The sequence below is a fragment of the Streptomyces sp. NPDC003300 genome (assembly GCF_040610915.1).
GTDB lineage: Bacteria > Actinomycetota > Actinomycetes > Streptomycetales > Streptomycetaceae > Actinacidiphila.
In genome coordinates, this window is record NZ_JBEXNE010000002.1 from 388174 (window position 1) to 412066 (window position 23893).

The 23893-nt window shown below is 71.8% G+C and carries 23 protein-coding genes; 15 read left to right on the plus strand and 8 right to left on the minus strand.

The window, feature by feature from the left end; all coding sequences use genetic code 11:
- The first annotated feature begins 210 nt into the window (after positions 1–210).
- From lipA to ABZX65_RS04240, 3 genes are all read left to right on the plus strand, one after another.
- On the plus strand, positions 211–1200 hold the full coding sequence (gene lipA / locus ABZX65_RS04230; protein WP_355334351.1) for a lipoyl synthase: 990 nt from the start codon (positions 211–213) through the stop codon (positions 1198–1200).
- 322 nt (positions 1201–1522) lie between these two features.
- On the plus strand, positions 1523–1729 hold the full coding sequence (locus ABZX65_RS04235; RefSeq protein ID WP_355334353.1) for a hypothetical protein: 207 nt from the start codon (positions 1523–1525) through the stop codon (positions 1727–1729).
- 31 nt (positions 1730–1760) lie between these two features.
- Positions 1761–2450 (plus strand): DUF4191 domain-containing protein, encoded by a 690-nt coding sequence (locus ABZX65_RS04240; protein ID WP_355334356.1) that lies wholly within the window; start codon positions 1761–1763, stop codon positions 2448–2450.
- Between the two features lie 92 nt (positions 2451–2542).
- Here the strand turns inward: ABZX65_RS04240 and ABZX65_RS04245 are convergent, their stop codons facing one another.
- Positions 2543–3010, minus strand: a complete 468-nt coding sequence (locus ABZX65_RS04245; RefSeq protein ID WP_188283232.1) for an RDD family protein — start codon at positions 3008–3010, stop codon at positions 2543–2545.
- A gap of 241 nt (positions 3011–3251) precedes the next feature.
- Between ABZX65_RS04245 and glnA the strand changes: the two genes are divergently transcribed.
- Positions 3252–4661, plus strand: a complete 1410-nt coding sequence (gene glnA / locus ABZX65_RS04250) for a type I glutamate--ammonia ligase (protein ID WP_188283233.1) — start codon at positions 3252–3254, stop codon at positions 4659–4661.
- 245 nt (positions 4662–4906) lie between these two features.
- Here glnA and ABZX65_RS04255 read toward each other — a convergent pair whose 3' ends face one another.
- Positions 4907–5443, minus strand: a complete 537-nt coding sequence (locus ABZX65_RS04255; protein WP_355334361.1) for a DinB family protein — start codon at positions 5441–5443, stop codon at positions 4907–4909.
- A gap of 149 nt (positions 5444–5592) precedes the next feature.
- Complete coding sequence (locus tag ABZX65_RS04260; RefSeq protein ID WP_355334363.1) at positions 5593–5757, minus strand: hypothetical protein; 165 nt, start codon at positions 5755–5757, stop codon at positions 5593–5595.
- 196 nt (positions 5758–5953) lie between these two features.
- Here ABZX65_RS04260 and ABZX65_RS04265 point away from each other — a divergent pair, with 196 nt between their 5' ends.
- The 5 genes from ABZX65_RS04265 to ABZX65_RS04285 all read left to right on the plus strand — a co-directional run bounded on the left by ABZX65_RS04265 (position 5954) and on the right by ABZX65_RS04285 (position 12522).
- Positions 5954–6745, plus strand: coding sequence for a VOC family protein (locus tag ABZX65_RS04265; protein ID WP_355334365.1), 792 nt, complete (start codon positions 5954–5956; stop codon positions 6743–6745).
- 91 nt (positions 6746–6836) lie between these two features.
- Positions 6837–7775 (plus strand): DNA-formamidopyrimidine glycosylase family protein, encoded by a 939-nt coding sequence (locus tag ABZX65_RS04270; protein ID WP_355334367.1) that lies wholly within the window; start codon positions 6837–6839, stop codon positions 7773–7775.
- Positions 7776–8318: 543 nt separating this feature from the next.
- Positions 8319–8981: a response regulator transcription factor gene (locus ABZX65_RS04275; RefSeq protein ID WP_355334369.1), complete on the plus strand. Its 663-nt coding sequence runs from the start codon at positions 8319–8321 to the stop codon at positions 8979–8981.
- A 299-nt stretch (positions 8982–9280) separates the two neighbouring features.
- Complete coding sequence (locus ABZX65_RS04280) at positions 9281–11140, plus strand: hypothetical protein (RefSeq protein ID WP_355334371.1); 1860 nt, start codon at positions 9281–9283, stop codon at positions 11138–11140.
- A gap of 137 nt (positions 11141–11277) precedes the next feature.
- On the plus strand, positions 11278–12522 hold the full coding sequence (locus ABZX65_RS04285) for a serine hydrolase domain-containing protein (protein ID WP_355334373.1): 1245 nt from the start codon (positions 11278–11280) through the stop codon (positions 12520–12522).
- Positions 12523–12564: 42 nt separating this feature from the next.
- Here the strand turns inward: ABZX65_RS04285 and ABZX65_RS04290 are convergent, their stop codons facing one another.
- Positions 12565–14547, minus strand: coding sequence for a discoidin domain-containing protein (locus ABZX65_RS04290; protein ID WP_355334376.1), 1983 nt, complete (start codon positions 14545–14547; stop codon positions 12565–12567).
- A 747-nt stretch (positions 14548–15294) separates the two neighbouring features.
- Between ABZX65_RS04290 and ABZX65_RS04295 the strand changes: the two genes are divergently transcribed.
- The gene (locus ABZX65_RS04295; protein WP_355334722.1) at positions 15295–16026 is read left to right on the plus strand and encodes a serine hydrolase; all 732 of its coding nucleotides are present in this window, start codon (positions 15295–15297) and stop codon (positions 16024–16026) included.
- Positions 16027–16087: 61 nt separating this feature from the next.
- Here the strand turns inward: ABZX65_RS04295 and ABZX65_RS04300 are convergent, their stop codons facing one another.
- Positions 16088–16573 (minus strand): DUF5990 family protein, encoded by a 486-nt coding sequence (locus tag ABZX65_RS04300; RefSeq protein WP_355334378.1) that lies wholly within the window; start codon positions 16571–16573, stop codon positions 16088–16090.
- 89 nt (positions 16574–16662) lie between these two features.
- On the opposite strand from ABZX65_RS04300, the gene ABZX65_RS04305 reads away from it, so the two are divergent.
- On the plus strand, positions 16663–16866 hold the full coding sequence (locus ABZX65_RS04305; protein ID WP_355334380.1) for a helix-turn-helix domain-containing protein: 204 nt from the start codon (positions 16663–16665) through the stop codon (positions 16864–16866).
- Between the two features lie 8 nt (positions 16867–16874).
- The gene (locus tag ABZX65_RS04310) at positions 16875–17345 is read left to right on the plus strand and encodes a Clp protease N-terminal domain-containing protein (protein WP_355334382.1); all 471 of its coding nucleotides are present in this window, start codon (positions 16875–16877) and stop codon (positions 17343–17345) included.
- A gap of 21 nt (positions 17346–17366) precedes the next feature.
- Here ABZX65_RS04310 and ABZX65_RS04315 read toward each other — a convergent pair whose 3' ends face one another.
- A complete protein-coding gene (locus ABZX65_RS04315; RefSeq protein WP_355334384.1) occupies positions 17367–18152 on the minus strand; it encodes a winged helix-turn-helix domain-containing protein in 786 nt (261 codons plus the stop codon).
- A gap of 289 nt (positions 18153–18441) precedes the next feature.
- Complete coding sequence (locus tag ABZX65_RS04320; protein ID WP_355334386.1) at positions 18442–19458, minus strand: NADPH:quinone reductase; 1017 nt, start codon at positions 19456–19458, stop codon at positions 18442–18444.
- 236 nt (positions 19459–19694) lie between these two features.
- On the opposite strand from ABZX65_RS04320, the gene ABZX65_RS04325 reads away from it, so the two are divergent.
- The 3 genes from ABZX65_RS04325 (at position 19695) to ABZX65_RS04335 (ending at position 22764) form a co-directional block, all read left to right on the plus strand.
- Entirely contained in the window at positions 19695–20168 is a 474-nt protein-coding gene (locus ABZX65_RS04325; protein WP_355334388.1) for a group II truncated hemoglobin, read from the plus strand.
- A gap of 208 nt (positions 20169–20376) precedes the next feature.
- Positions 20377–21603 carry a cytochrome P450 gene (locus ABZX65_RS04330; RefSeq protein WP_355334390.1) on the plus strand — a complete coding sequence of 409 codons (1227 nt, stop codon included), beginning with the start codon at positions 20377–20379 and terminating at the stop codon, positions 21601–21603.
- A gap of 321 nt (positions 21604–21924) precedes the next feature.
- Entirely contained in the window at positions 21925–22764 is an 840-nt protein-coding gene (locus tag ABZX65_RS04335) for a putative RNA methyltransferase (protein ID WP_355334393.1), read from the plus strand.
- A 27-nt stretch (positions 22765–22791) separates the two neighbouring features.
- On the opposite strand, the gene ABZX65_RS04340 is transcribed toward ABZX65_RS04335, so the two are convergent.
- Positions 22792–23664 (minus strand): Gfo/Idh/MocA family oxidoreductase, encoded by an 873-nt coding sequence (locus tag ABZX65_RS04340; protein WP_355334725.1) that lies wholly within the window; start codon positions 23662–23664, stop codon positions 22792–22794.
- Positions 23665–23893: the final 229 nt, after the last annotated feature.

Genomic DNA, 23893 nt, shown 5'->3' on the forward strand with positions numbered 1-23893 from the left:
CTCACGGGCCGTATCGCCGGCCGTACGACCGGGGGCTGACGGCCGGGGCCGGTGGCCGTACCGCCGGGCCTCGGCGGTAGCAGGTATCCGGCCGGGAATGCGGCTACGACACGGCTGGTTGCTTCCAGAGGAAGCCGCACGGATCAAGCCGTACGAATCACGGGCGTACTCTGGTGTTCGCCGAAGAATCGAAGCTTTAGGGAGCCGGTCGTGTCCGCAGTCGCACCCGACGGACGCAAGATGCTGCGCCTGGAGGTCCGCAACAGCCAGACCCCCATCGAGCGCAAGCCCGAGTGGATCAAGACCCGCGCCAAGATGGGCCCCGAGTACACCCAGATGCAGAAACTCGTGAAGAGCGAGGGGCTGCACACGGTGTGCCAGGAGGCCGGCTGTCCCAACATCTACGAATGCTGGGAGGACCGCGAAGCGACCTTCCTCATTGGCGGCGACCAGTGCACGCGGCGCTGCGACTTCTGCCAGATCGACACCGGCAAGCCGCAGGCGCTCGACCGTGACGAGCCGCGCCGCGTCGGCGAGTCCGTCGTCACGATGGACCTCAACTACGCCACGATCACCGGCGTCGCCCGCGACGACCTGGAGGACGGCGGCTCCTGGCTGTACGCGGAGACCGTCCGGCAGATCCACGCCATGACGGCGGCGCGCGAGGGCGGCCACACCAAGGTCGAGCTGCTCATCCCCGACTTCAACGCCGAGCCCGCGCAGCTCGCCGAGGTCTTCGGCTCCCGCCCCGAGGTGCTCGCGCACAACGTCGAGACGGTGCCGCGGATCTTCAAGCGGATCCGTCCCGGCTTCCGCTACGAGCGCTCGCTCGAAGTGATCACCCGCGCCCGCGAGGCCGGTCTGGTCACCAAGTCCAACCTGATCCTGGGCATGGGCGAGGAGCGCGAGGAGATCAGCCAGGCGCTCCAGGACCTGCACGACGCGGGCTGCGAGCTGATCACCATCACGCAGTACCTGCGGCCGTCCGTGCGGCACCACCCGGTGGAGCGCTGGGTGAAGCCCGCGGAGTTCGTGGAGCTGAAGGAGGAGGCCGAGGAGATCGGCTACGCGGGCGTCATGTCCGGACCGCTGGTCCGTTCCTCGTACCGCGCCGGACGGCTCTTCCAGCAGGCCGTGGACAAGCGGCTGCGGGAGGGCGAGCGGCTGGCCGTGGGCCCGGTGGCGGCGCCCTCCGTATGACCCGGCCGTGACCCCGTCATGGCCCCGGCCGTGACCCCCGTCATGGCCCCGTTCCGACTCTCGGTTCCGACCCTCGTCGTGTGAGTCCGCTCACCGCCGACGACGCCCCGCCGGGCGAGTGACCTGGCGGGGCGCCGTGCTGCCGGAGTGAGGCTTTCATGCGAGATTGACCGAGTGGTCACCGACTGGTAACACGTTGTGGCGACCCTGGTGTCACGCACGGGGCTCTTCGAGTCACCGGCGCTGCCCGCACCACGCGCGTCATCACGTACCGCCCGCACCTTCCTACTCTCAGCTCTCAGCCGCATATGAGGGGGACGCCATGCCGTCCGAGTCCGTGCACATCCGTCCGGCCGTGGCGCTGCGCGCCGTGGAGTCCTTTCTGCTGCGCGGCGGGCAGCAGACAGCCCGCCGTAACGCCTGGGCAGCCGTCGTCGAGGACCGCCGCAGGGCCCGGGACCGGCGGGAGGCGCAGCACGAGATGGACGCCCTTGTGAGCGCCGCACGGGGAAGCGCCCTCAACGACTGAGCGGGCACCCCCCTCGCGTATCCTGAGCGGCATGGCGAGGAAGGAAACACCCGAGAACCCCGAGAATTCTGGACGACTGAAGCAGATCGTCCAGACCTACAAGATGACCAGGCAGGCCGACCCCAAGGTCGGGCTTGTCGTTGCGGCTGTGGGAATCGTCACCTTCGGTGTCATCCTCGCCCTCGGCTTCTTGATCGGTCACCCCATCTACGCAGGCATCCTTGGCTTCCTGCTGGCCTTCCTCGCGATGGCGGTCATCTTCGGCCGCCGGGCCGAGAAGGCCGCGTTCGGGCAGCTCGAAGGCAAGCCGGGCGCCGCCGCGGCCGTTCTGCAGAATGTCGGACGCGGCTGGACCGTCACCCCGGCCGTCGCGATGAACAAGAGCCAGGACGTGGTGCACCGCGCCGTCGGCAAGGCCGGTGTCGTCCTGATCGGTGAAGGCAACCCGAACCGCGTGAAGGGCCTGCTGGCCGCCGAGAAGAAGAAGGTCAACCGGGTCGTCTTCGACGTGCCGGTGCACGACTTCATCGTCGGCAACGGCCCGGACGAGCTGTCGCTGAAGAAGGTGCGCACCACGCTGCTGAAGCTGCCGCGCGTGCTGTCCGGCCCGAAGACGACCGAGGTGAACGACCGGCTGCGGGCGCTCGGGGATCTGATGAGCAACATGCCGATCCCGAAGGGCCCGATGCCCAAGGGGATGCGGATGCCGAAGGGCCGCTAGGCGGTCGGGCTCGGAGGTCGTTGTACGAAGGGGGTCCGGGGACGCTGTCCCCGGACCCCCTTTTCTGTGCCTTCTTCTGCGTCCCGGCTGGGTCAGATCCGTACCTGTACGGACTTGGCGGCCTTGTCGTGCAGGCCGCGGGTGTCGCGGTCCCAGATGACGGCGGGGACGACGAGCAGCAGCAGCGCCGTACGGATGACGACGGCGACGGCTCCCAGACGGCCGCCGTCGAGGCGTACGACGCGCAGGCCCATCAGCCGCTTGCCCAAGGTGGTGCCGACGGTCAGCAGCAGGACGACGCTGACCACGCCGAAGACGACGAGTGTCCAGGTATTGGACTTGCCGGCGTCACGGTGCGCGATCAGGCCGTATGCGATCAGCAGGCAGAGGAACCAGTCGATGAAGAGCGCCACGACGCGGCGCCCCACCGGCGCGATGGAACCCGGCCCGTTCTCCGGCAGTCCGAGGCGCTGCCCGCGGTAGCCGAACTCCACGCCCATCTGCTCGGCGGCGGCACCCGGGCCCGACAGCCACGATCCGATTGCATCCCTGTTGTCCACCCGACCACGGTAACCCGGCGCCGTCCGCGGCCCTACAGCGCGGTCGCGGAGGGGGCCTTCCGGACGCCCACCCGTACGGCGCTGCCCGGGTGCCGCCCCGGCGTCGCGGTTAACGCCTCGGAAACAAATGGGTCATGCTGGAGAAATCCCTGATCCCTATGGTCGGGGCAGTGTGCGCCACCGCACTGGCGCGCCTCGAGTTGTCAACCCGACCCGTGGGGCCGGGCCTAGGAGGAGTGGGATGTTCCAGAACGCCGACGACGTCAACCGGTTCATTACGGACGAGGACGTCAAGTTCGTCGACGTCCGGTTCTGTGACCTGCCCGGCGTCATGCAGCACTTCACGGTCCCGGTCTCGACGTTCGACCCGACCGATGAGCTTGCTTTCGACGGCTCGTCGATCCGCGGCTTCCAGGCCATCCACGAGTCGGACATGGCGCTGCGCGCCGACCTCTCGACGGCCCGCGTGGACCCGTTCCGCCGGGACAAGACGCTCAACATCAACTTCTTCATCCACGACCCGATCACCGGCGAGGCGTACAGCCGTGACCCGCGGAACGTGGCGAAGAAGGCCGAGGCGTACCTCGCCTCCACCGGCGTCGCCGACACCGCGTACTTCGGCCCCGAGGCCGAGTTCTACGTCTTCGACAGCGTCCGCTTCCAGACGTCGGCGAACGAGTCCTTCTACCACATCGACTCCGAGGCCGCGGCCTGGAACACCGGTGCGGTCGAGGACAACCGCGGCTACAAGGTCCGTTACAAGGGCGGCTACTTCCCGGCCCCGCCGGTCGACCACTTCGCCGACCTGCGCGCCGAGATCTCCCTCCAGTTGGAGGCCTCCGGCCTCCAGGTCGAGCGCCAGCACCACGAGGTGGGCACCGCGGGCCAGGCGGAGATCAACTACAAGTTCAACACGCTGCTCGCCGCGGCCGACGACCTGATGCTCTTCAAGTACATCGTGAAGAACGTCGCGTGGCGCAACAACAAGACCGCGACCTTCATGCCCAAGCCGATCTTCGGTGACAACGGCTCCGGCATGCACGTCCACCAGTCGCTGTGGCAGGGCGGCACGCCGCTCTTCTACGACGAGCAGGGTTACGCGGGCCTGTCCGACATCGCCCGCTACTACATCGGCGGCATCCTCAAGCACGCGCCGTCGCTGCTCGCCTTCACCAACCCGACGGTGAACTCGTACCACCGCCTGGTCCCCGGCTTCGAGGCCCCGGTCAACCTGGTCTACTCGCAGCGCAACCGGTCCGCCGCGATGCGCATCCCGATCACGGGTTCCAACCCGAAGGCCAAGCGCGTCGAGTTCCGCGCCCCGGACCCGTCCTCGAACCCGTACCTCGCCTTCTCCGCCCTCCTCCTCGCGGGCCTCGACGGCGTCAAGAACAAGATCGAGCCCGCCGAGCCGATTGACAAGGACCTCTACGAGCTCGCCCCCGAGGAGCACGCGGGCGTCCCCCAGGTCCCCACCTCCCTCCCCGCCGTCCTCGACGCCCTCGAGGCCGACAACGAGTACCTCCAGGCCGGCGGCGTCTTCACCTCCGACCTGATCGACACCTGGATCGACTACAAGCGCACCGCCGAAATCGCCCCGATCCAGCTCCGCCCGCACCCCCACGAGTTCGAGCTGTACTTCGACATCTAAGCCCGGGGTTACGCCCCGTGCGGCAACCCCCACCAGATGTACCGGAGCCCCGCCACCTCCCTCCCGGAGCGTGGCGGGGCTCCCTCGCGTCGGCGGTGGGATCGATCCCCGGGACAGCTCCCGTCAGGCCGGAGAAGGCCAGGTGGCTGCGAGGATGACGTCCGCGTGGGCATCGGGCCGCGCCGCCCGTGGCCGTGGTCGGCCGGGCGGATTCTGCTGATGGTGGTGTGCGCGAGGGGCGTCGGTTATTCGCCGGTGGCGCCGTCGATGGCCTCGCGGAGGAGATCGGCGTGGCCGAGGTGGCGGGCGTACTCCTCGATCACGTGCTCGAGGACGAAGCGCACGTCGGCGGCGCCGAATTCCGGGTTCGGCATGATGCGGGTGAGGTCGGCGGTCACCTTCGTGAAGAGCTGCCGCGACTCCTCGCACGACGTCAGGTAGTCCTCGTAGACGTCCTCGGCGGACGTGGCGTCCGACTCGTCGTACCACTCGTCGCCGTCGGGGGTGGTGTAGGTCCGGTAGGGGAAGAAGCGAGGCACGGTGTCGGCCAACGTCCGCTGGAACCAGGCACGTTCGACTCCTTGCAGGTGGCGCATGAGTCCCAGCAGCGTCAACGCCGAGGATCGCAGGGGGCGTTGACGCAGTTGGGCGTCCGAGAGGCCCTCGCACTTCCACAGGAAGGTCGCCCGGTGGTAGTCGAGATTCGAGGCGATCACCTCCAGCCAGGAGCCTGACAGCACGCGGTCGGGCCGGACGATGTTCTGCACCACGATGTCGCTCACGCTGGGGTCTCCCTACCGGTCGTGCTCGGCCGAGTTCGTACGTCCCCAGGAAGACCTCACCGCGTGCCGGAACTCATCGCCCGCCCGCGATTCGAGGAGAGGCGGCCAGGAGCGCGCCGCCGATCTCCACCGCGAGACCGGCGGAAGGCTCAGTCCGCGTCCGTGTCCGCTGTTTCGCTGGGCGTCGGCGGCCTCTTCTCGTCGACGGCTTCGCTGTATGAGGCCAGTACCTCGTCCATCACCTCGTCCTCCAGGGTCTCCCTCTGGTAGAGCGTCTTGTCCTCGGCGGGGGTGGTGCCCGGCTCATCCGTCATGACCTTCGCATGTCCGCGACGACGAGGTTGATACCGACCAAGGCCGCCTCCGATCCGCGGGAGACGCTTCGTAGGGGGCTCCCCACGCCGCCGGACACGGTCCGTGGCGGCGGGGTGGGGTTGGGGGGAAGGCGGGCGAGGGGGTGTATACCGTGTATACAATGGGGTGGGGCTTCTGGCCCATGGGTTTGAACTGATGACGGAAGGCAGGCACGTCAGCATGCTCACCACGGATTCCATTCTCGGATCGGCCACATGGATCGACATCGCGGCGAAGGACACGGTGGCCGCGGCCGGTTTCTACGGGGCGGTGTTCGACTGGACGTTCCACCCGGCGGGGCCTGACGCCGGGAGTTACGGGACCTTGCAGAAGGACGGGAAGATCGTGGCGGCGCTGGGGCCGCTGGTGGACGAGGGGGCGACCCCGGCGTGGACGGTGTACTTCGAGACGCCGGACGTGGAGGCCACCGCGAAGGCGGTCGCGCAGGCCGGTGGGGCGGTGCGGGCCGAGCCGTTCGACGCGCGGGACGCGGCGCGGATGGCGGCGGTCACCGATCCGGGCGGGGCGGAATTCGCGCTCTTCCAGCCGAAGGCCCTGAAGGGGCTGGAGACCACGTCGGTGTACGGGTCGCTGGGGTGGGTCGAGCTCCAGACGGCGGACCCGGCCGCGGCGCTGGAGTTCTACCGCGGGCTGTTCGGCTGGCGGGGGGCGGACACGCAGGTGGGTGACGCGCCGTACACGTTCGTCTCGACCTCGGAGGGCGACCAGGGGAACACGGCCTTCGGCGGCATCACGGCCGCGCAGGAGGGTGTGAGCCCGCGCTGGGTGCCGTACTTCGACGTGGCGGACGCGGACGACATCGTCACCCGCGTCCAGGGCGCGGGCGGGACGGTGCTGGTGCCGACCGTGGACGTGCCGGGCATCGGCCGGATCGCCTGGTTCGCCGACCCCTCGGGCGCGACCTTCGCCGTACTCCAGCCCGCCTGATCCCGGCTGTCCCGCGCCGCCCCGGGGCCGTACGCCCCGGGGCGGCGGTCTGTCCGGGGCGGGTCGGGCGGCGGCAGGGCAGACTGGGGGTATGCCTGAATTGCCGGAGGTCGAGTCCCTGAGCAGGTTCCTGGCCGAGCAGCTGGTCGGCCGTACGGTCGAGCGGGTGTACCCGGTCGCCGTGCACGCGCTCAAGACGTACGACCCGCCGATCGGAGCGCTGGAGGGGCGGACCTTCGACGCCGTGGGGCGGCACGGCAAATTCCTCGACCTCACGGCCGGGGAGCTGCACCTCGTGGTCCACCTGGCGCGGGCCGGGTGGGTGCGGTGGACGGAGAAGATGGCGGACGCGCCGCCGCGCCCCGGCAAGGGACCGCTGGCACTGCGCGTACGGCTCACCCCGGTAGCGGGAAACGGGGACGGGGCCGGAAGCGACACCGAAAGCGACGCCGGAAGCACGGCCGGAACGACCGGTGGCGAGGGAACCGGCTTCGACGTCACCGAGGCCGGCACCCAGAAGGGCCTCGCGGTCTACGTCGTACGGGACCCGCTGGACGTTCCGGGCGTCGCGCGCCTCGGCCCCGACCCCTTCGCCGCCGACTTCACCCTCGCGGCCTTCACCGAACTGCTGGCGGGCAAGCGCAGCCAGATCAAGGGCGTACTGCGCGACCAGAGCGTGATCGCCGGGATCGGGAACGCGTACTCCGACGAGATCCTGCACGCGGCGCGCATGTCGCCGTACAAGCTGGCCGCCACGCTCACCGAGGACGAGGTGGCCACGCTCTACGACGCGGTCGGTACGACGCTGGCCGACGCCGTCGAGCGGTCGCGCGGGCTGCCGCTGCGCGATCTGAAGTCGGAGAAGAAGAGCGGGCTGCGGGTGCACGGGCGCAAGGGCGAGCCGTGTCCGGTGTGCGGGGACACGATCCGCGAGGTGTCCTTCAGCAACTCGGCGATGCAGTACTGCCCGACGTGCCAGACGGGTGGCAAGCCGCTGGCCGACCGGCGGATGTCCCGGCTGCTCAAGTAGGCGCACACGTGAGCTCGCGCGATCACTCCACCAGTCGCTCAGGCAGCCGCTCAGGCAGGCGCTCAGGCAGGCGCTCAAGCGCTTGCCCGCGCGGCTGCCCAAGCGGCCGGTCAACTGGCGCCGCATGGGCCCGCGTCGAGGTCTCGCCCGCTCAAGTGCGGTACGCCCCGCTCCGGTTCGGCGGACGCAGGGGTTCCGAGTTGGTTGACCGGTGACGTTAACCGTTGGTAGCGTAATGAGGCAAAAATGTGATCACCTGCTACCGGGTGTGGGCTCCTGCCATGCCAGGTGGATACCAGGGGAGTACCAGGTGTGATCGAACGCGATGGGGAACGCTCAGGCCCGTAAGTGCTCCCGCAGTCGCCCTCGTTGGCCCTTTTCGGCCAATCGGGGTGGCGTCGCGTTGTGGAAAGGCGCCCGCTCGGGGGCAGGCCGCCGATGTGGTTCTTACTCGGAAGAGACACGGGCGGATTTATGACTTCGGAAATTCTCCACCATTCGCGTCGCATGCCGTTTCCCGCGCGGCTCCGCGTGGTGTTGTTCATGGAGGACCAGATCCTGCGCCTCGGGGTGCAGGCGATCATGTCGGGTCTCGCGACCGGCGTGGAGACGTACTTCGCGGCGAACGAGTTCGACTTCATCGGCAGGGTGCGCGAACACGCCCCCGATGTGGCGGTGTTGACCGCGACCAACCGGCGGCTGTGGACGGTCGTCGGGGAAGCCGGGAGCGCCGGGGCGACCGGAAGGGTCGGGGCCGCCGGGGGCGAGAACCCGTCACCACGGCTGCTGTTGGTGATCGAGCAGCATCAGACGGGAGACCTGGCGGGGCTGCCCGCCGACGGTTATCTGATCCGGCAGGACCTGTCGGCGGCCGGAATGGCCCGCGCTCTCGACCAGTTGGCGGCCGGGGAGATGGCGATTCCGGTGGAGCTGGGCCGCAGCCTCATCCAACAGGCGGCGGCAGCGGCCCCGGTGAAGCGGCGCGGGGCGCTGACGTCACGTGAGAACGAGACGCTGGTGCTGCTGGTGCGCGGCCTGAGCAACAAGCAGATCGGCAGGCGCCTGTTGATCTCCGAGCACGGCGCCAAACGGCTGGTGAGCAGCGTCCTGCTGAAGCTCGACGCCACGAACCGGACCAGCGCCGTCGTCAAGGCGATCAGGATGGGGCTGGTCGACGAGGCGACGCTGGCGGACACCGCGAACTGACGGCTGCGCCCGCCCGCGTGAGACGTGAGCCCGTACGGACAGGGGCCGTACGGGCGCGGGCGGCGCCACGGCCACAGGCGGCGCGGGCGCGGGCCGTACGAGCGGAGACGGCACCAGCACCGGCACCGGCACCAACCAAACGAGCGGCGGCCGCACGCGCCCACCTCGCCCGGCCGCAGGCCCCAACGGCTCACCTCACGCGCCCGCCGCGAACACCCGCGTAAATTCCGTTGAACATTCGGCGTACGAGGCGGCCAACCCCGCCGTACCGCGCGGGCGCGCGGCTAGTGTCAGCGGCCGTGACCTCCGTTCCCGACATCGACGACGGCGCCGGGACCTCCGCGCGGCCGGCCCCCGGAACCGACCGGGCGCCGGGCCTGGACGCCCGCCCGGAAGCGGTCCCGACGCCCCACGGCCCCGGCGAAGGCGACCACGACCGCGACCGCGACCGCACGACCACCCCGTACCCCCTCCCCGTCCGCCTCGCCGCGGCCCTCCTCGGCCTCGCCGCCGTCGCCGCCATGTGCTGGAGCGGGCTCAACCACGACGTGCGGTACGTCCTCGGCGGCATGCGGGCGAGCGGGCGCGGCGGGATTCCGGCGTCCGGCACCTTCGTGCACCGGCCGCTCGCGTACCGCTGGCCGCTGTCGTGGCTCGACCACCTCACCGCCGGGCCGGTCGCCGTGCGCGAGGCGTCGATACGGCTGCTGGTGATCGTCGTCGCGGCGGCCGTCGTGTGGTGGCTGCGCCAGGGCCTCGCCCGCCACCTGCCGCGCCGCGAGGCGAACGCGGTGGCGGGAGCCGTGGGGCTCGCGCTGCTCTTCGCGCCCGCCTGGGACTTCCTCCAGCCGGAGTGGGTGGCCGTGCTGTGCGCGGTGGCCGGTCTCGCCGCCGCGCTCGCGCCGCGCCGCGCCTGGGTGGCCGTCGGCCTCGGCGGCGTGCTGGTCGCGCTCGCGGTGCTCGTGAAGTACACGACCGCGCCCACGGCGCTGCTGCCGCTGGGCGCGCTCCTCGTCCTGGACCGGAGGCGCGGCTGGCTGACCACGGCAGCCGCCGCCGTCGCCGCCGCCGCGGGCTTCGCGCTGGCGATCCTCGTGCAGCCGCGCGAGTGGCGCTGGTTCAACGAACTGTCCGCGCTGAACCCCAACACCCCTTTGCAGAACGGCCTGCACTCCGCCGACGTGCACGCGCTGATCACCACGGTCGGCACCGAGGCGCTGATGAACCCGGTGGTGGCGCTGCTGCCCGCCGCCGTGGTGCTGCTCGCGCGCGGCAGCGCGTCCCGCGCCGCCCGCTGGGCATGGCCGCTGCTGACGGCGGCCGGGGTCGCGGGCGTGCTGGCCGCGCTGGTGGTGCAGGGGCAGTGGTTCCAGTACCACCTGGCCGCGCTCCCGGTGCTGGCCGCCGCCCTGTGCGGTCTCGCCGTCGCCCGCCGCCCCGACCTGCCGCTGCTCGCCGGGGCCCTGCTGCTCGGCGTCGCCGTCCCCCTGATCGCCGGGCAGTCCTGGAACTGGCGGCACGCGCACGAGACGGCCGCGTACACGCTGGTCTCGGCGGTCGTCGTGGCGACGCTGCTCACGGCCTCGCTGCACGGGCGAGCACGGGTACGGGGACGAGTACGGGCACGGGTACCCGGACAGGTGCCGGTACGCGCCCCCTCCCCCGGCCTCCTCCTCCGCTCCGTCCCGGCCCTCGCCCTGCTCCTCGCGCTGGCGATCCCGGTGTGGCCGACGACGCCGTACTCGTACGACACCCGGCACTCGACCTTCACCTCGCTCGAACGCGCCGACACCCGGCACGAGTTGACCCGGTGGCTGACCGGCGTCCGGCACCGTATCGGCGCGGACACCCCCGTCACGTACCTGGCGTTCGGCGACATCGGCTATCTGCTCGGCAACCCGACGCACTGCCGCTACCCGACGCCCGACTTCCTCCAACGCACGCGCTACGACCGGTCGATCACCAGTCAGGTCAGCTACCGCGAGAATCTGCGCTGCCTGAGCGACCCCGCCTCGCGCTACGCCGTGCTCGACACCTTCTGGTTCCCGCTGGGCCAGGTCGCGCCCGAGGCGGCGGACACGATCCGCGGCCGGTTCGACTGCCACCGGCCCGTCGCCGCCCTGCCCGCCTACCACTTGGTGATCTGCCCGCGCCGCTGACCCGCTGTCGGCGGCCCGGACCGGGGGTTGTCCCCACCGGGCGTTCGGGTGACAGCTCCATCGATCATGGTGCGCGGCGCGGGTTGGATGGACGCAGTCCGCACGGGGCGGGCTGGGTCGTCCAACGGGGAGCCGTCATGAGGGTGTCGTTGTCGGGGAAGCGCACGATCGTGGCGGCGTGGTCGGTGGCACTGGCCGCGTCGGCGCTGGCTGCGGTGCCCGCGCACGGCTCGGGCGGCCGACACCACTACGGGCAGGGGGACTTGCGCGGCGACCTGGCCGCGGTGCGGGCCGCGGGGGACGGCCAGGTCAATGTCGTGGCGCGGGTCGACACCCCGGACGGGCCGCTGCGGGCGCGGTTCGGCACGGCGGGACGCGGCTCCAAGGAGCCCGTCCCGTGGGAGCCGGAGTTCCGCGCGGCGAGCACCACCAAGACCTTCACGGCGGTCGTGGTGCTCCAACTGGCCGCCGAGGGCAAGCTGTCGCTGGACGACACCGTCGAGCACTGGCTGCCCGGCGTGGTGCGCGGCCACGGCAACGACGGCTCGCGGATCACGGTGCGGGACCTGCTGCGGCAGACCAGCGGGCTCTACGACTACGTGGCCGACCCGTCCGTCCAGGACCGGCTCTTCCACCACTTCGACGAGAACCGCTACGACGTGACGCCCGCCCCGCAGCTCGTCGCCGTCGCGATGAGCCACCCGCCGCTGTTCACACCGGGACCGGCGGGTACGGCCCGGCAGTGGGCGTACTCCAACACCAACTACCTGCTGGCCGCGATGATCGCGGAGAAGGCGAACGACAGGGCGGAGCGGACGACGGGCGGATCGGGCGCCACCTGGCGGGAGTTGGTCGAGCACCGCGTCATCGCGAAGCTGGGGCTGCGGCACACGTACATCCCCGGCGACAATCCGTTCCTGGTCGGGCCGCACGAGCGGGTGACCGTGGACGCTCCCGGCGGCGGGGTGCTCGACGCGACCGAGCTGAGCTTCCAGCACACGGCGGACTCCGGGGTGGTGAGCACGCCGGGCGACCTCAACACCTTCTTCCGGGCGCTCGCGACCGGCGAACTGCTGCCCGCCGAGCAGTGGCGGGAGATGCGCGAGACGGTGCCGTACGACGATCTGCCGGTGCCGCCGTCCGGCAGGCAGGGCGGTTACGGGCTCGGGCTGCGGGTGGTCCCGCTGAGCTGCGGCGGCGTCTCCTACCTGCACGAGGGCGACGGTTTCGGCGTGTACACCCGGCCCGCCGTGAGCGCCGACGGCCGCCGCGCGGTGACGGTGTCGGTGACCACCACCACCGCGCTGATCGACCAGGACAAGGTCAATCGCGCGGTGGAGGCGCTCACCGACGACGCGCTGTGCGACCGTCAGGCGCCGTGACCCGCGCCGACGGCATCACGAACGGCGCGGGTCGCACTCCGGTCAGGCGCTGTAGACCTCCAGTTCGGAGAGCTGCCCGGCGGGCCAGCCGGTGTTGGCGGTGAAGTTCAACCGCACGTAGCGCGCGGTGACCGCCGACGGCAGGTTGATCGTCACGGAGTTCCCCGACGCGGGGTTGAACGTGTAGTTCTGCGCGGGGATCTGGGTGGTCAGCGGGACGCTGGGGCCGGCCTGTACGGAGATGGTCTGGGAGCGGGTGCTCCAGGCGGTGGGCGGCGGCAGCTTGAGCACCAGCCGCTTGACGGTGGTGGTGAGGCCGAGGTCGACCTGGATCCACTGCGGGAAGGCGTTGTTGTTGCTCTCCCAGTACGAGTTGGGGTCGCCGTCGACCACGTTGCCCGAGCCGTAGACCTGGGTGTGGCTGCTCTCCGAAGTGGCCTTGCCCAGGGCGAGGTTGGTGCCCGGCGGCACGGTCGTCGCGTCGGTGGTGACGCTGACCTGGTTGGACGCGGGGGACACGTTGCCCGCCGCGTCGACGGCCTGGACGGTGAAGGTGTAGGCGGTGGACGGGCTGAGCCCGGTGACGGTGGCGGTCGTGGCGTTGCCCGCCGCGCTGCCCGCCTGGGTGCTGGTGGAGCCGGTGACCCGCATGATCCGGTAGCCGGTGACGCCGACGTTGTCGGTCGAGGCGGTCCAGGCCAGCGCGGCGGTGGTGTCGGTGTGCCCGGTGACGTGCAGCGTGCCGGGCGCGGTCGGCGGTACGGTGTCGCCGCCGCCGGAGACCAGCGGCTGGGTGGGGCGGACCGCGGTGAGGGCGATCTGGCCCTTGAGCATCTTGCCGCCGTCGCCGGTCAGCCGCAGGTAGTAGTCCGAGGAGCAGGCCGTACCGTCCTCGTCCAGCGCCAGGAAGCCGGAGTTGGTGGGCGTCCACGCCTGGGACTCGGCGGTCTTGGCGATCTGGTTGCCCTCGTTGTACTCGTCGAACATCGAGATGTAGATGCCCTGCACCCCGGCCCGGCAGACGTTGTAGAACTGCCGCCACATGAAGTCGCCGTGCGCGCGCTGCCGTCCGGAGACGTCACCGGGCAGGACGCACGGCTGGTAGTCGATGCCGTGCGCGGCGCAGTCGGCCTCGTCGCCGACGGTGTAGGTGTTGTAGGCGTTGTCGGAGTCGCCCGCGTTGCCGATCGCGCCGACCATCCACGGCGAGATCATGTTGAACGCGTGGTAGACGTCCGAGTAGCCGGTGCGGGTGCCCGCGCCGCCGGTGCGCCACTCGCGCGGCACCCCGCCGATGACGTAACAGCCCTGTCCCTTGAACCAGTTGATGACGTCGATGCAGGCGTCGGTGCTGAACGGGTGGTTGTTGTCGTTGAAGCCGAAGCCCCAGATGCAGACGACCGGCTTGCCGTTCTGCGTCGCGTACGCCGAGGAGGCCGTGTGGGCCTTCATCTTGTTGGTCCAGTCCGTCTTGATCTCGGACTGCATGTTCGTCCAGCCGGTGACGTCGTACATGATGTAGAACTTCCGGCTGTGCGACTCCGCGGCGCTGCGCACCTTGGTGGCCATCGCGTCGCGCGTCGGGCCTTCGCCGCCGGTGGGGTTGAAGCGCTGGAGCGCGGCGGTGTCGATGCCGTACTGCTGCATCCACTGGAAGTGCGTGTCGACGGTCTGCTGGTCGTAGGACGAGAAGAGCGTCGCGGGCTGGCCGTTGCCGAGGGCGGCGTATCCCGTCTGGTAGGTGTGGGTGTACTCGCGCATGTCCGGCCAGCTACTGATGCCGGTGTTGGACGGTGACGGGGTCTGGCCCCAGTTCTGCGTCCAGTGCCACCAGCCGTTGATCGGGGCGCCGTCGCCGATGCAGGCGAACCAGCCCTGATAGCCGACCGTGACCTTCCCGACCACGTCTCCCGGCCCGCTGGCCGCTGTCGCGCTGCCCGCGGCGGCGGTCTCCGCGACACCTAGGGTTCCTGCCGCAGTGGCCGCTATGGCGGCTTGCAGGAAGACCCGGCGTGTGACACCCATCTGGACTCCTCCGATCGGCTGTCAACTCCCGCCGCCCGCGCGGCCGTCGGGCACTCGGGTGAGTGCTCGGGCGAGTGCTCTGCGGCAGGGGCCGGAAGTCTGGTGCGGGGGATCGTAACGACAGGGTTACGTGAGCGCAATAGATCGCGCAGCAGGCGAAATAATTGACAGAGATGACGCAAGAACCGTTCTGTCGTGGTTTTCGGTGGTGCCGCGCGGGATGGGCGCAAAGGTTCACAAGATTGGAACCGGGATCTCAGCGGAATCCAAGAAACGATTCATACGGTCCTCCGCATGGATGACGAACAGACGTCCGGCGGAGCTGGGGGTGACGCCGGGAGCGGGGCCGGAGACGTGGCCGGAGACGTGGCCGGAGACGTGGCCGCGGACACAGCCTGGGACGATGCCGGGAACGAGACGGGGAGCGGGGCCGCCGCGCACTGGTGGACCCGGCGGCCCCTCGTCGTGTCCACCACGACACTCGCGGTGATCGCGGTGCTGACGCTGGCCACCATCATCCAGTCGCCGTCCGCGCGGGCCGGGGCGGACGGAAAGGCGACCAGCGGCGCGACGGACAAGGCGTCCCCCTCCCCCGCCCCCACCACCGCGAAGCCCTTCACCCCGGCGCAGGCGCCCTCGACCGCCACGCCCTCGACCACCACGCCGCCGACCACCACTCCGCCCTCCCCCTCGGCCGCTCCCCCGCAGAAGACGACGGCCACGCCGGCGCGGGACACCCAGGCCGAACTGCGCGCGGCGATCAAGGCCCTGTCCGACACCGGCTCCGGGCACTTCTCGGTCGCCGTGACCGAACTGGGCGGGGACAGCGACGACAGCGGCAGCACGGTCGCCACGTACGACAGCGGCGACACGACGGCGTACGACACCGCGAGCATCGTCAAGGTCGACATCCTGGCGGCGCTGCTGCTCCGGCATCAGCGCGCGGGCACCCAACTGACCTCCGAACAGCGTGACTTGGCCACCGACATGATCGAGCAGAGCGACAACGACGCGGCGCTCGCACTGTGGGAGGCCATCGGCGGCGGGCCGGGGCTGGCGTCCGCCAACGCCTCGCTCGGCCTGAGCCACACCACCCCCGGCAGCGGCGAATTGTGGGGCCTGACCCAGACCACCGCCGCCGACCAGATCACCCTGCTGCGCGCGGTCTACGGCGACGGCGACGACTCCCCGCTCAGCGCCGCCTCACGCGACTACATCTCGGACCTGATGCACGCGGTCACCGCCGACCAGCGGTGGGGCGTGTCGGCCGCCGACTCCGACGGCGGCGACTACGCGCTCAAGAACGGCTGGCTGCCGCGGAGCGCCACCGGCCTGTGGGACGTCAACAGCATCGGGAAGGTCGAGCACGACGGCCATACGCTGCTGGTCGCGGTGCTCTCCGGCGGCCATGTGTCGGAGCAGGACGGGATCGCGCTGGTGGAACGGGTCGCGGAGGCGGCGGCGAAGGCCGTGACGTAAGGAGAAGGCCCGTCCCGTAGGAAGCCAGGAAGCCGCCCAGGGGTGCCCGGGACTCCGGCGCTCAGGCCGCCGACCAGGCGATGACCGGCGGTACGACGCGGGCGCACAGCGGGTGCCCCTCGGGGCCGGTGAGGCCGAGGCGCCCGGTGAGCCGCCCGGACCGTACGGCGGCGGCGAGCACGTCCGGCTCGACGGCTTCGAGCAGCAGCTTGGCGCGGCGGAACACCGCGAAGGACCCGTCCGCGCCGACCCCGCCCCAGGACAGATAGACGAAGCGCCCGCCCGGCCCGCCCTGCACGTACGGGCCGGTCAGCTCGGCGCCGTCCGCGACCGTCCGCGCGACGCACTCCAGCGTCCATACGGCGCGGTCCGCGTCGCCGGGGGTCGGGTCGAGCAACTCCCCCGGTTTCGCGCGCCGTTGAACGGCGACGTGGATGTCCGTGTATCCGGGGAAGCCCGGGGCCTCGGCGCAGGCGCGACCGGGAAGGTCGGTGCCTTCGATACGGAGCGTGACGGGCGTGGAGGTGCCGGGCGTCGCTGGGGCCATGCGGTCATTCTGGCATTCCGCCCATCCGGCCGGACGGGTTTGTCAGTTTGGATTGACGCGACATTGCGCGTCAGCCTAGCCTGACACCCATGGATACCAACAGTGTCTCCGCGGCCGTGAACTCGGACGACCCCGCGGTCGGCCTGCGGGCCGTCGGCGCGCTGCACCGGCTCGCCGAACAGGTCGAGGCCGCGCATGTGGCGCTGGCCCGCCGGAAGGGCTGGTCGTGGGAGCAGATCGGCGACGCCCTCGGGGTGTCGCGTCAGTCGGTGCACGCGAAGTACGGAAAGTGAGGCCCCCGATGCCGGAGAACACCGCTCACGCCCGGTTCAAGCTCGTCATGGAGCAGGCGGGCGAGGAGGCCGCCCGGCGCGGCGACCGCCGGATCGGCACCGATCACCTGCTGCTCGCGCTGCTCCGCGACGAGTCCGCCCAGCCCGCCCGCGCCCTCGGCGTCACCCTCGCCGAGGGGCACGCCGCCCTCGAAGCGCTCGACCGGGCCGCCCTCGGCTCGCTCGGCATCCACCTCGACATCCCCCTCGCCCCGCCGCCGGTCCGCGGCCGGCGGCGTATCACCCTCAATTCGGCCGCCCGCGCGACCGTCGTCGCCGCCAAGCGCGAGGCCGAGCGCGAGCGGCGCGGACGCCGTATCGAGCCCCGCCATCTGCTGCTCGCGCTCCTGCCCGCCCCGCACCCCGACCCCGCCGCGACGCTGCTCAGCGCCCTGGACCTCGACCCGGCCACCGTCCGCGAACGCCTGGCGGGCTGCTGAGCCCACCGCCGCCGGGCGGTCCTACGCCTCCGCCGGAGCCAGATCGTGCGGCGCGATGCCCAGGACCCGGTGGAGTTCGCGCTCGCCGAGCGCCGTGACCTTCACCGCGCGGCCGGTGCCGATACGGGTGGCCCAGGCGCGGGTGAGGACGAGGCGGCAGAGTTCCGCGCCCGCGGTGCCGCCCAGGTGGGGGCGCCGCTCGGTCCAGTCGAGGCAGGGACGGGCCAGCGGGCGGCGGGACGAGGGCGGCCCGGACAGATCCGCGCCGAGGCCGGTGAACCAGGCCACGCCGTCGTCGGTGAGGGCGAAGCCGGTGTCCTGCCGGAGCAGGCCGTTGCCGGTCAGCGCGTCGGTGAGGGCCACGCCCAGCCGGCCGGCGAGGTGGTCGTAGCACGTACGGCCGCGCGCCATCGCCCGGCCCGCGCTGTGCGCCCGCAGCCCGGCGCCCGTGGTCCGGGGTACGGCGACGGCCACCCGTTCCGCCATGTCCTCGACGAATCGAGCCGCTTCGGGGCCGGCCAGGCGTACGTAACGGTGCCGCCCCTGGTGTTCGCGGGCCAGCAGCCCGCCGTCGACCAGGCGGGTCAGGTGCTCGCTCATGGTGGACGGCGCGACCCCGCAGTGCCGGGCCAGCTCCCCGCTGGTCCAGGCCCGCTTGTCCAGCAGCGCCAGGCACACCGCGGCCCTGGTCTCGTCGGCCAGGAGCGCGGCGAGGGCCGCGAGCCGGGGGACGGCGGGGTCGGCGAGCGCGGGGGTACGGGGGTCGCCGGTCCTCGGCGCCCCCGGGGTCCTGGTGCGGGTGGTCATGTCCCCATCCTCGCCCCGCGACGTTTCGGCGGCCACCGAAAGGCCGGGGGCGGGAGGGCGCGGGGTCCGAGGCGCTACGGGGACGGGTGTCGGTGCGGGGACGGGGGTGGATACGGGGTTGGGCGTCGGTGCGGGGACGGGCGTCGGTGCGGGTTCGACCGTCGGTACGGAGTTGGGCGGCGGTGCGGGTTCGACCGTCGGCGGGAACCGTCCTTCGGCCCCGAGCCCGGACCCGCGCAACGGACGGCGGGCCCGGGCTGGTTGGACCGGCTGCTCGTGTGACGAGGCGTCAGTCGGTGGGCGCGGCCACGTCGATGAGCACCTTGCCGATGACGCTGTCCTCCACCGCCTGGTGGGCTCGGGCCGTCTCGGCGAGCGGGAAGCGGTGGAAGGGCAGCCCGGCGTCGGGGCCCGCGTGGAGGGCGTCGTCGGCGACGGCGGCCGTGACCGCCGCGACGGCGTGGGCCTTGGCGGCGGGCGGGACCGTATAGACCAGGACGCCCTGCCAGCGGAGGTTGAGCGCCATGGAGGGGCGGACCGGCACGGTGGCCGAGGCGTCGTCGTCGGCGTAGAAGGCGATGACGGCGTCGGGGGCGGCGACGGCCCGGTCGAGGGCGGCGTTGGCGGCCGGGGCGACCTCGACCACGATGTCGACGCCGTCCGGGGCGATCCGGCGGATCTCGGCGGCGGCGTCCTGGGCGCGGTAGTCCACGACGTGATGGGCTCCCGCGGCCCGCGCGAGGTCGCCCTTGGCGGGTCCGCTGACCGTGCTGACGACGGTGGCCCCGGCCCAGCGGGCGAGCTGGATCGCGGCGTTGCCAACGGCGCCCGCGCCGCCCGCGACCAGGACCGTACGTCCGTCGAGGGCGCCGGGGGCGAGGCGCTCGGGGCCGCCGTCCGCGACGGTGAGGGCGCGGTGCGCGGTGAGGGCGGGGATGCCGAGGCTCGCGCCGAGGTCGAAGGAGGCGTGGTCGGGCAGGGCGACGGCCTGGCCCGCGGGCAGCGCCACGTACTCCTGCGCGGTGCCGTCCGCACGGCCGTACGCGGCCTCCCAGATCCAGACGCGCTCGCCGATCCGCGTCTCGGGGACGCCGGAGCCGACCGCGTCGATGACGCCGGAGCCGTCCTGGTTCGGCACCTGCGCCGAGGCGGGGGCGGTGTTGCGCCGCGACTTCCAGTCCGTCGGGTTGACGCCGGAGACGTGGACGCGGACCCGTACCTCGCCGGGTCCCGGCTCCGGGACCGGGCGCTCGGTGAGCGTGAGGACGTCGGGGCCGCCGTTGCTGGTGTAAGTGATCGCCTTCATGCCGCGTACAAGTGACGTGCCCGCCCGTTTCTTCCCCGTGGCCGGAATCCACTGGTCCATTTGATCCGCCCGCCGCGTAAATCCCGGTGCCCGCCGGGCGGCCGGGTGATCCTTGGCCGCAAAGCACCGGCCAGGCCGACTCTGGCCGGGACCACCGGCCGGGCTGCCCCCTGGCCGCGGCTATGAGGCGGCCGGGACATCCCCGGCCGCGACCACCGGCACGACCTGGAGCGCCCATGACCACTCCGGATTCCCCCGTCGACCGCACCGGCACCTTCTACGAGGCGGTCGGCGGCAGTGACGCGCTGCGCCGCCTCATCGACAGCTTCTACGAGCAGGTCCTCGTCGATCCGCTCCTCGCCCCGGTCTTCGTGCACTTCACCCGGGCCCATGTCGACCATGTCGTCGTCTGGCTCACGGAGGTCTTCGGCGGCCCCGCCGAGTACACCGCCCGCCTCGGCGGCCACCAGGCCCTGCTCTCCCAGCACCTGGACCTGCGGATCACCGAGGAACAGCGGGCGCGCTGGGTGGAGTTGATGCTCGCGACCGCCGTGAAGGAGCTGCCCGCCGACGCGTTGCTGCGGCAGCGCTTCGCCGAGTACATCGAGTGGGGCACGCGGATCGCCATGTCGGTCTCCCACCAGGAGAGTTCCGATCTCGGCGACCCCGGTCCCGTACCGCACTGGGGCTGGGACGGGCTGGCGCGGTAGTCCGGGTATTCCGTGAGTAAAAATTCGTCGCCGACGGCTCCGGCGGGCATATTCGGAATAGCCCCGTCCGAAATTCTCCCCGGCGGGAATCGGCAGGTGGACGTTTGCGCATTCACCGCTCAACCCCTTTACCGGGCGGCCGAGTTCGGAGTCGTAGCCCTTTTGGGCAGCTGTTCGCCCGGCAAGTGCGCTTGTTATGGTGCCGGGCATGAAAACCTCCGAAACGCTGACACCGTTACTGCTCGATCATTTCGGCCAGAACCAGCACGAGGAGAACGTCGAGCTGCGCGCGCTCGGCCCGGTGGCGCTGGTGGAACTGCCCGGCGGGGTACCGGCCTGGGCCGTCACGCACCACGAGACGCTGCGGCAACTGCTGGTCGACCCGCGGGTGTCGAAGGACCCGCGGCAGTGGCCGCGCAACACCGAGGGGCGGCTGCCCGAGGACTGGCCGCTGCTGAACTTCGTCAGCCTCCCCGGGATACTCACGCGGGACGGCGCCGAGCACCGGCGGCTGCGCGCGCTCGCGGGCCAGGCGATGACGCCCCGCCGAACCGCCGCGCTGCGCCCGCGGATCGAGGAACTGGCCCACCGCCTGCTGGACGAAGCGGCCGCGCGCGGCGACGAGTTCGACCTGCGCGAGGATTACGCGCTCCCGCTGCCGGTCAAGGTGATCGCCGAACTGCTGGGCCTGCCGCCGATGGACGGCGAGCGGCTGCGTACGCTCTCCGACGCCGTGCTCAGCAGCCACCCCGCGGCCAAGGGCAACCAGACGCAGGAGGCCCAGGACCAGCTCCTGGTCCTGCTCGCCGAGGCGGCACAGGCCAAGCGCGAGAGCCCCGGCGACGACCTGACCAGCGCGCTGATCGCCGCCAGCGAGGAAGGCGACCGGCTGAGCGAGGACGAGGTCGTGGTCATCATGCTCACCGTGCTGGTCGGCGGTCACGAGACCACCGTCAACCTGATCACCAACGCGGTCAGGGCGCTGCTCGCCAACCCGGAACAACTGGCACGGGCCCGGTCCGGCGAGGTCTCCTGGGGCTCCGTCATCGAGGAAGTCGTGCGCTACGACTGCCCGGTCGGCCACTTCCCGCTGCGCTACGCCCTCGAGGACATCCCGGTCGGCGACGTGGTGATCCGGCGCGGCGAGGCCATGCTCGCCTCCTACGCCGCGGCCGGCCGTGACGACCAGCAGTTCCCCGACGCCGACAGCTTCGACGTCGCGCGCCCCAATTCCCGCCAGCTCTCCTTCGGTAACGGCCAGCACTTCTGCATTGGCGCCGGACTGGCGCGGCTGGAGGGCGAGATCGCGCTGAGCGTCCTGTTCGAGCACTTCCCGAAACTGCGGTTGTCACGGCCGTCGGGGTGCCCGGTGCGGTCGTTCATCATCAACAGCGCCAGCGAACTGTGGGTTTCCGGTTCGGGCTCGGGTTCTTAACTCCGGTTCCAGCTCAGGTTCTTAACTCCGGTTCCAGCTCGGACTCCGACTCCGGCGAATGGGCCGTAATTTCCTGGGCTCCGCTGACGCCTTCGGTGGACACGAGGGTTCACCGCTGCTCGTAAGCTGAAGGCGTGGCATTCATGAGCACCCCGCACCGCTGCTTCCCGTGACCGGGAGCCTTCGAGGGCGATGCCGGACGGCGTCGCCCTCCTCGGCGTGCCCATAACGCCGCCTTCTGGCTCGTTCCGCCCGCGGAGCGGGAATCCGGGCGCGCGCGGGCGCGGTCCCTTCCTTTCACCGTTGCCAGGAGTGCTCTCCATGCCCGTGCCGCTTCCCCCTGCCCTCGCACAGATCCTCGACGTCCTGCGCTGCCCGATCTGCCGCGGCCCCCTCCGGCCGGACCGGGGCGCGTTGCGCTGCCCCGCGGGCCACACCTTCGACCTCGCCCGCCACGGCTACGTGGGCCTGCTGACCGGCACCCGCGCCGTCAGCGCCGACGACGCCGCCATGGCACAGGCCCGCGCCCGCTTCCTGGCCACCGGCGCCTACCTCCCCATCCGGCACGCCGTGGCCCGGCTGGCCGCCGACGCCGGGCCGGGCACCGTCCTGGACGTCGGCTGCGGCACGGGCTACTACCTGGCCGGTGTGCTCGCCCGGCTCACCGACGCCCGCGGCCTGGGGCTCGACGCCTCGGTACGCGCCCTGCGCTCGGCCGCCCGCGCCCACGAACGAGCCGCCGCGGCGAGCTGGGACGTCTCCCGCCGCTTCCCGGTCGCCGACCGCGCGGCCGACCTCGTACTGAACGTCTTCGCGCCGCGCAACCCGGCCGAATTCCGCCGGGTCCTGCGCCCGACGGGCCGCCTGATCGTCGTCCGTCCGACCGACCGCCACCTGACCGAACTGCGGCACCGCGTACGGGCCATGGTCACCGTCGACCCCGCCAAGGAACAACGCCTGCACCACGCCCTCGACCCCCACTTCATGGCAACCAGGACCGAGCGGGTCGACTACCTCGCCCCGCTCACCGGGTCCGACGCCCTGGACCTGGTGGGCATGTCACCGAGCGCCCGCCACGTGAGCCGCGCGGACGCCGGGAGCGGCCCGCTGCCAGGTCACGTGACCGTCTCCGTCCTGGCCACCGCCTACCGGCCGCGGTGACCGTCCGGCGGCGGAGTCGGCGCTGGCCTAGGACCTGTCCAGGGCCGACTCCGCCGCCGCCAGGATCTCGGTGACGCGCAGGCCGAAGCGGGCGTCGCAGGCGTGCGGAGTGCCGGAGGTGAGCGCGGTGATGGCGTGGGCCAGGGAAGCCGTCGCCTCACCCGCGACGCCGTCGGGGTAGGTCACGACGCCCTGGTCGCCGCGCAGTTCGATGACCACGCCCGCGGCGGCGGGCGGCGCGGTCAGCGTGAGGGTGGAGGTGCTGGAGGCACCGAATTCGTGACGGAGCGTCAAATGTACGGTGTCGCCGGGGCCGTTGGCCGCGGTGACGGCGGTGACGTCCCCGAGTACGGGCAGCAGGACGGACAGCGCGTGCGGGCCGACGTCCCACAGACCGCCCTTCTCCCGCCGCCACGGCGAGTCCGCGAAGGGGTTCTCGTCTCCGGTGAAGACGGCGCTGTACCAGTCCGTGCGGCCGGTGTACCACTCGCCGCGCGCCGCCTGCTCCTCGATCCACCCGGCTGTCGCCGGGTCGAAGCGCAGGGTGAAGAAGACCACCGACCCGACTCCGGCCGCCGTGACGGCCTCGGCCACCGCCTTCGCGTCCTCCACGGTCGTCGCCACTGGCTTGTCCAGCAGCAGGTGACGGCCCGCGCGGGCCGCCGCCACCGCCAACGGCGCCTGCAAATGCGGCGGCAGCGCGACCGCCACCGCGTCCACATCCGCGATCAGCGCCTCCGCGTCCCCGTACGCCCGCGCACCGAACTGCGCCGCCACCTCAGCCGCCGCCTCCGGCCTCCGGCCCCAGACCCCGACGAATTCCACCTCCGGGTGGGCGGCGAGAGCGGGTCCATGGGCGAGCCGGGCCCAGGGGCCGGTGCCGAGAAGTCCGAAGCGCATGGTCATGACGCCGAGCCTACCGGCGTCCCGCCCGGTCACGGCTACCCGGCGGGGTCCGCCGCCGGGGTGCGGCTGCGCGAGGGGCCGGGCTCCTGGGGTGCGCTTGCGTGAGGTGGGTTCGCCCTTACGGCACCGCTGCGCGGTGGGGTTCGCCGCTGGGTGCGGCTGCGCGAGGGGGGCTGGGCTCCTGGGGTGCCCCTGCGCGGGGGCTGCGCCCCTCCGGTACCGC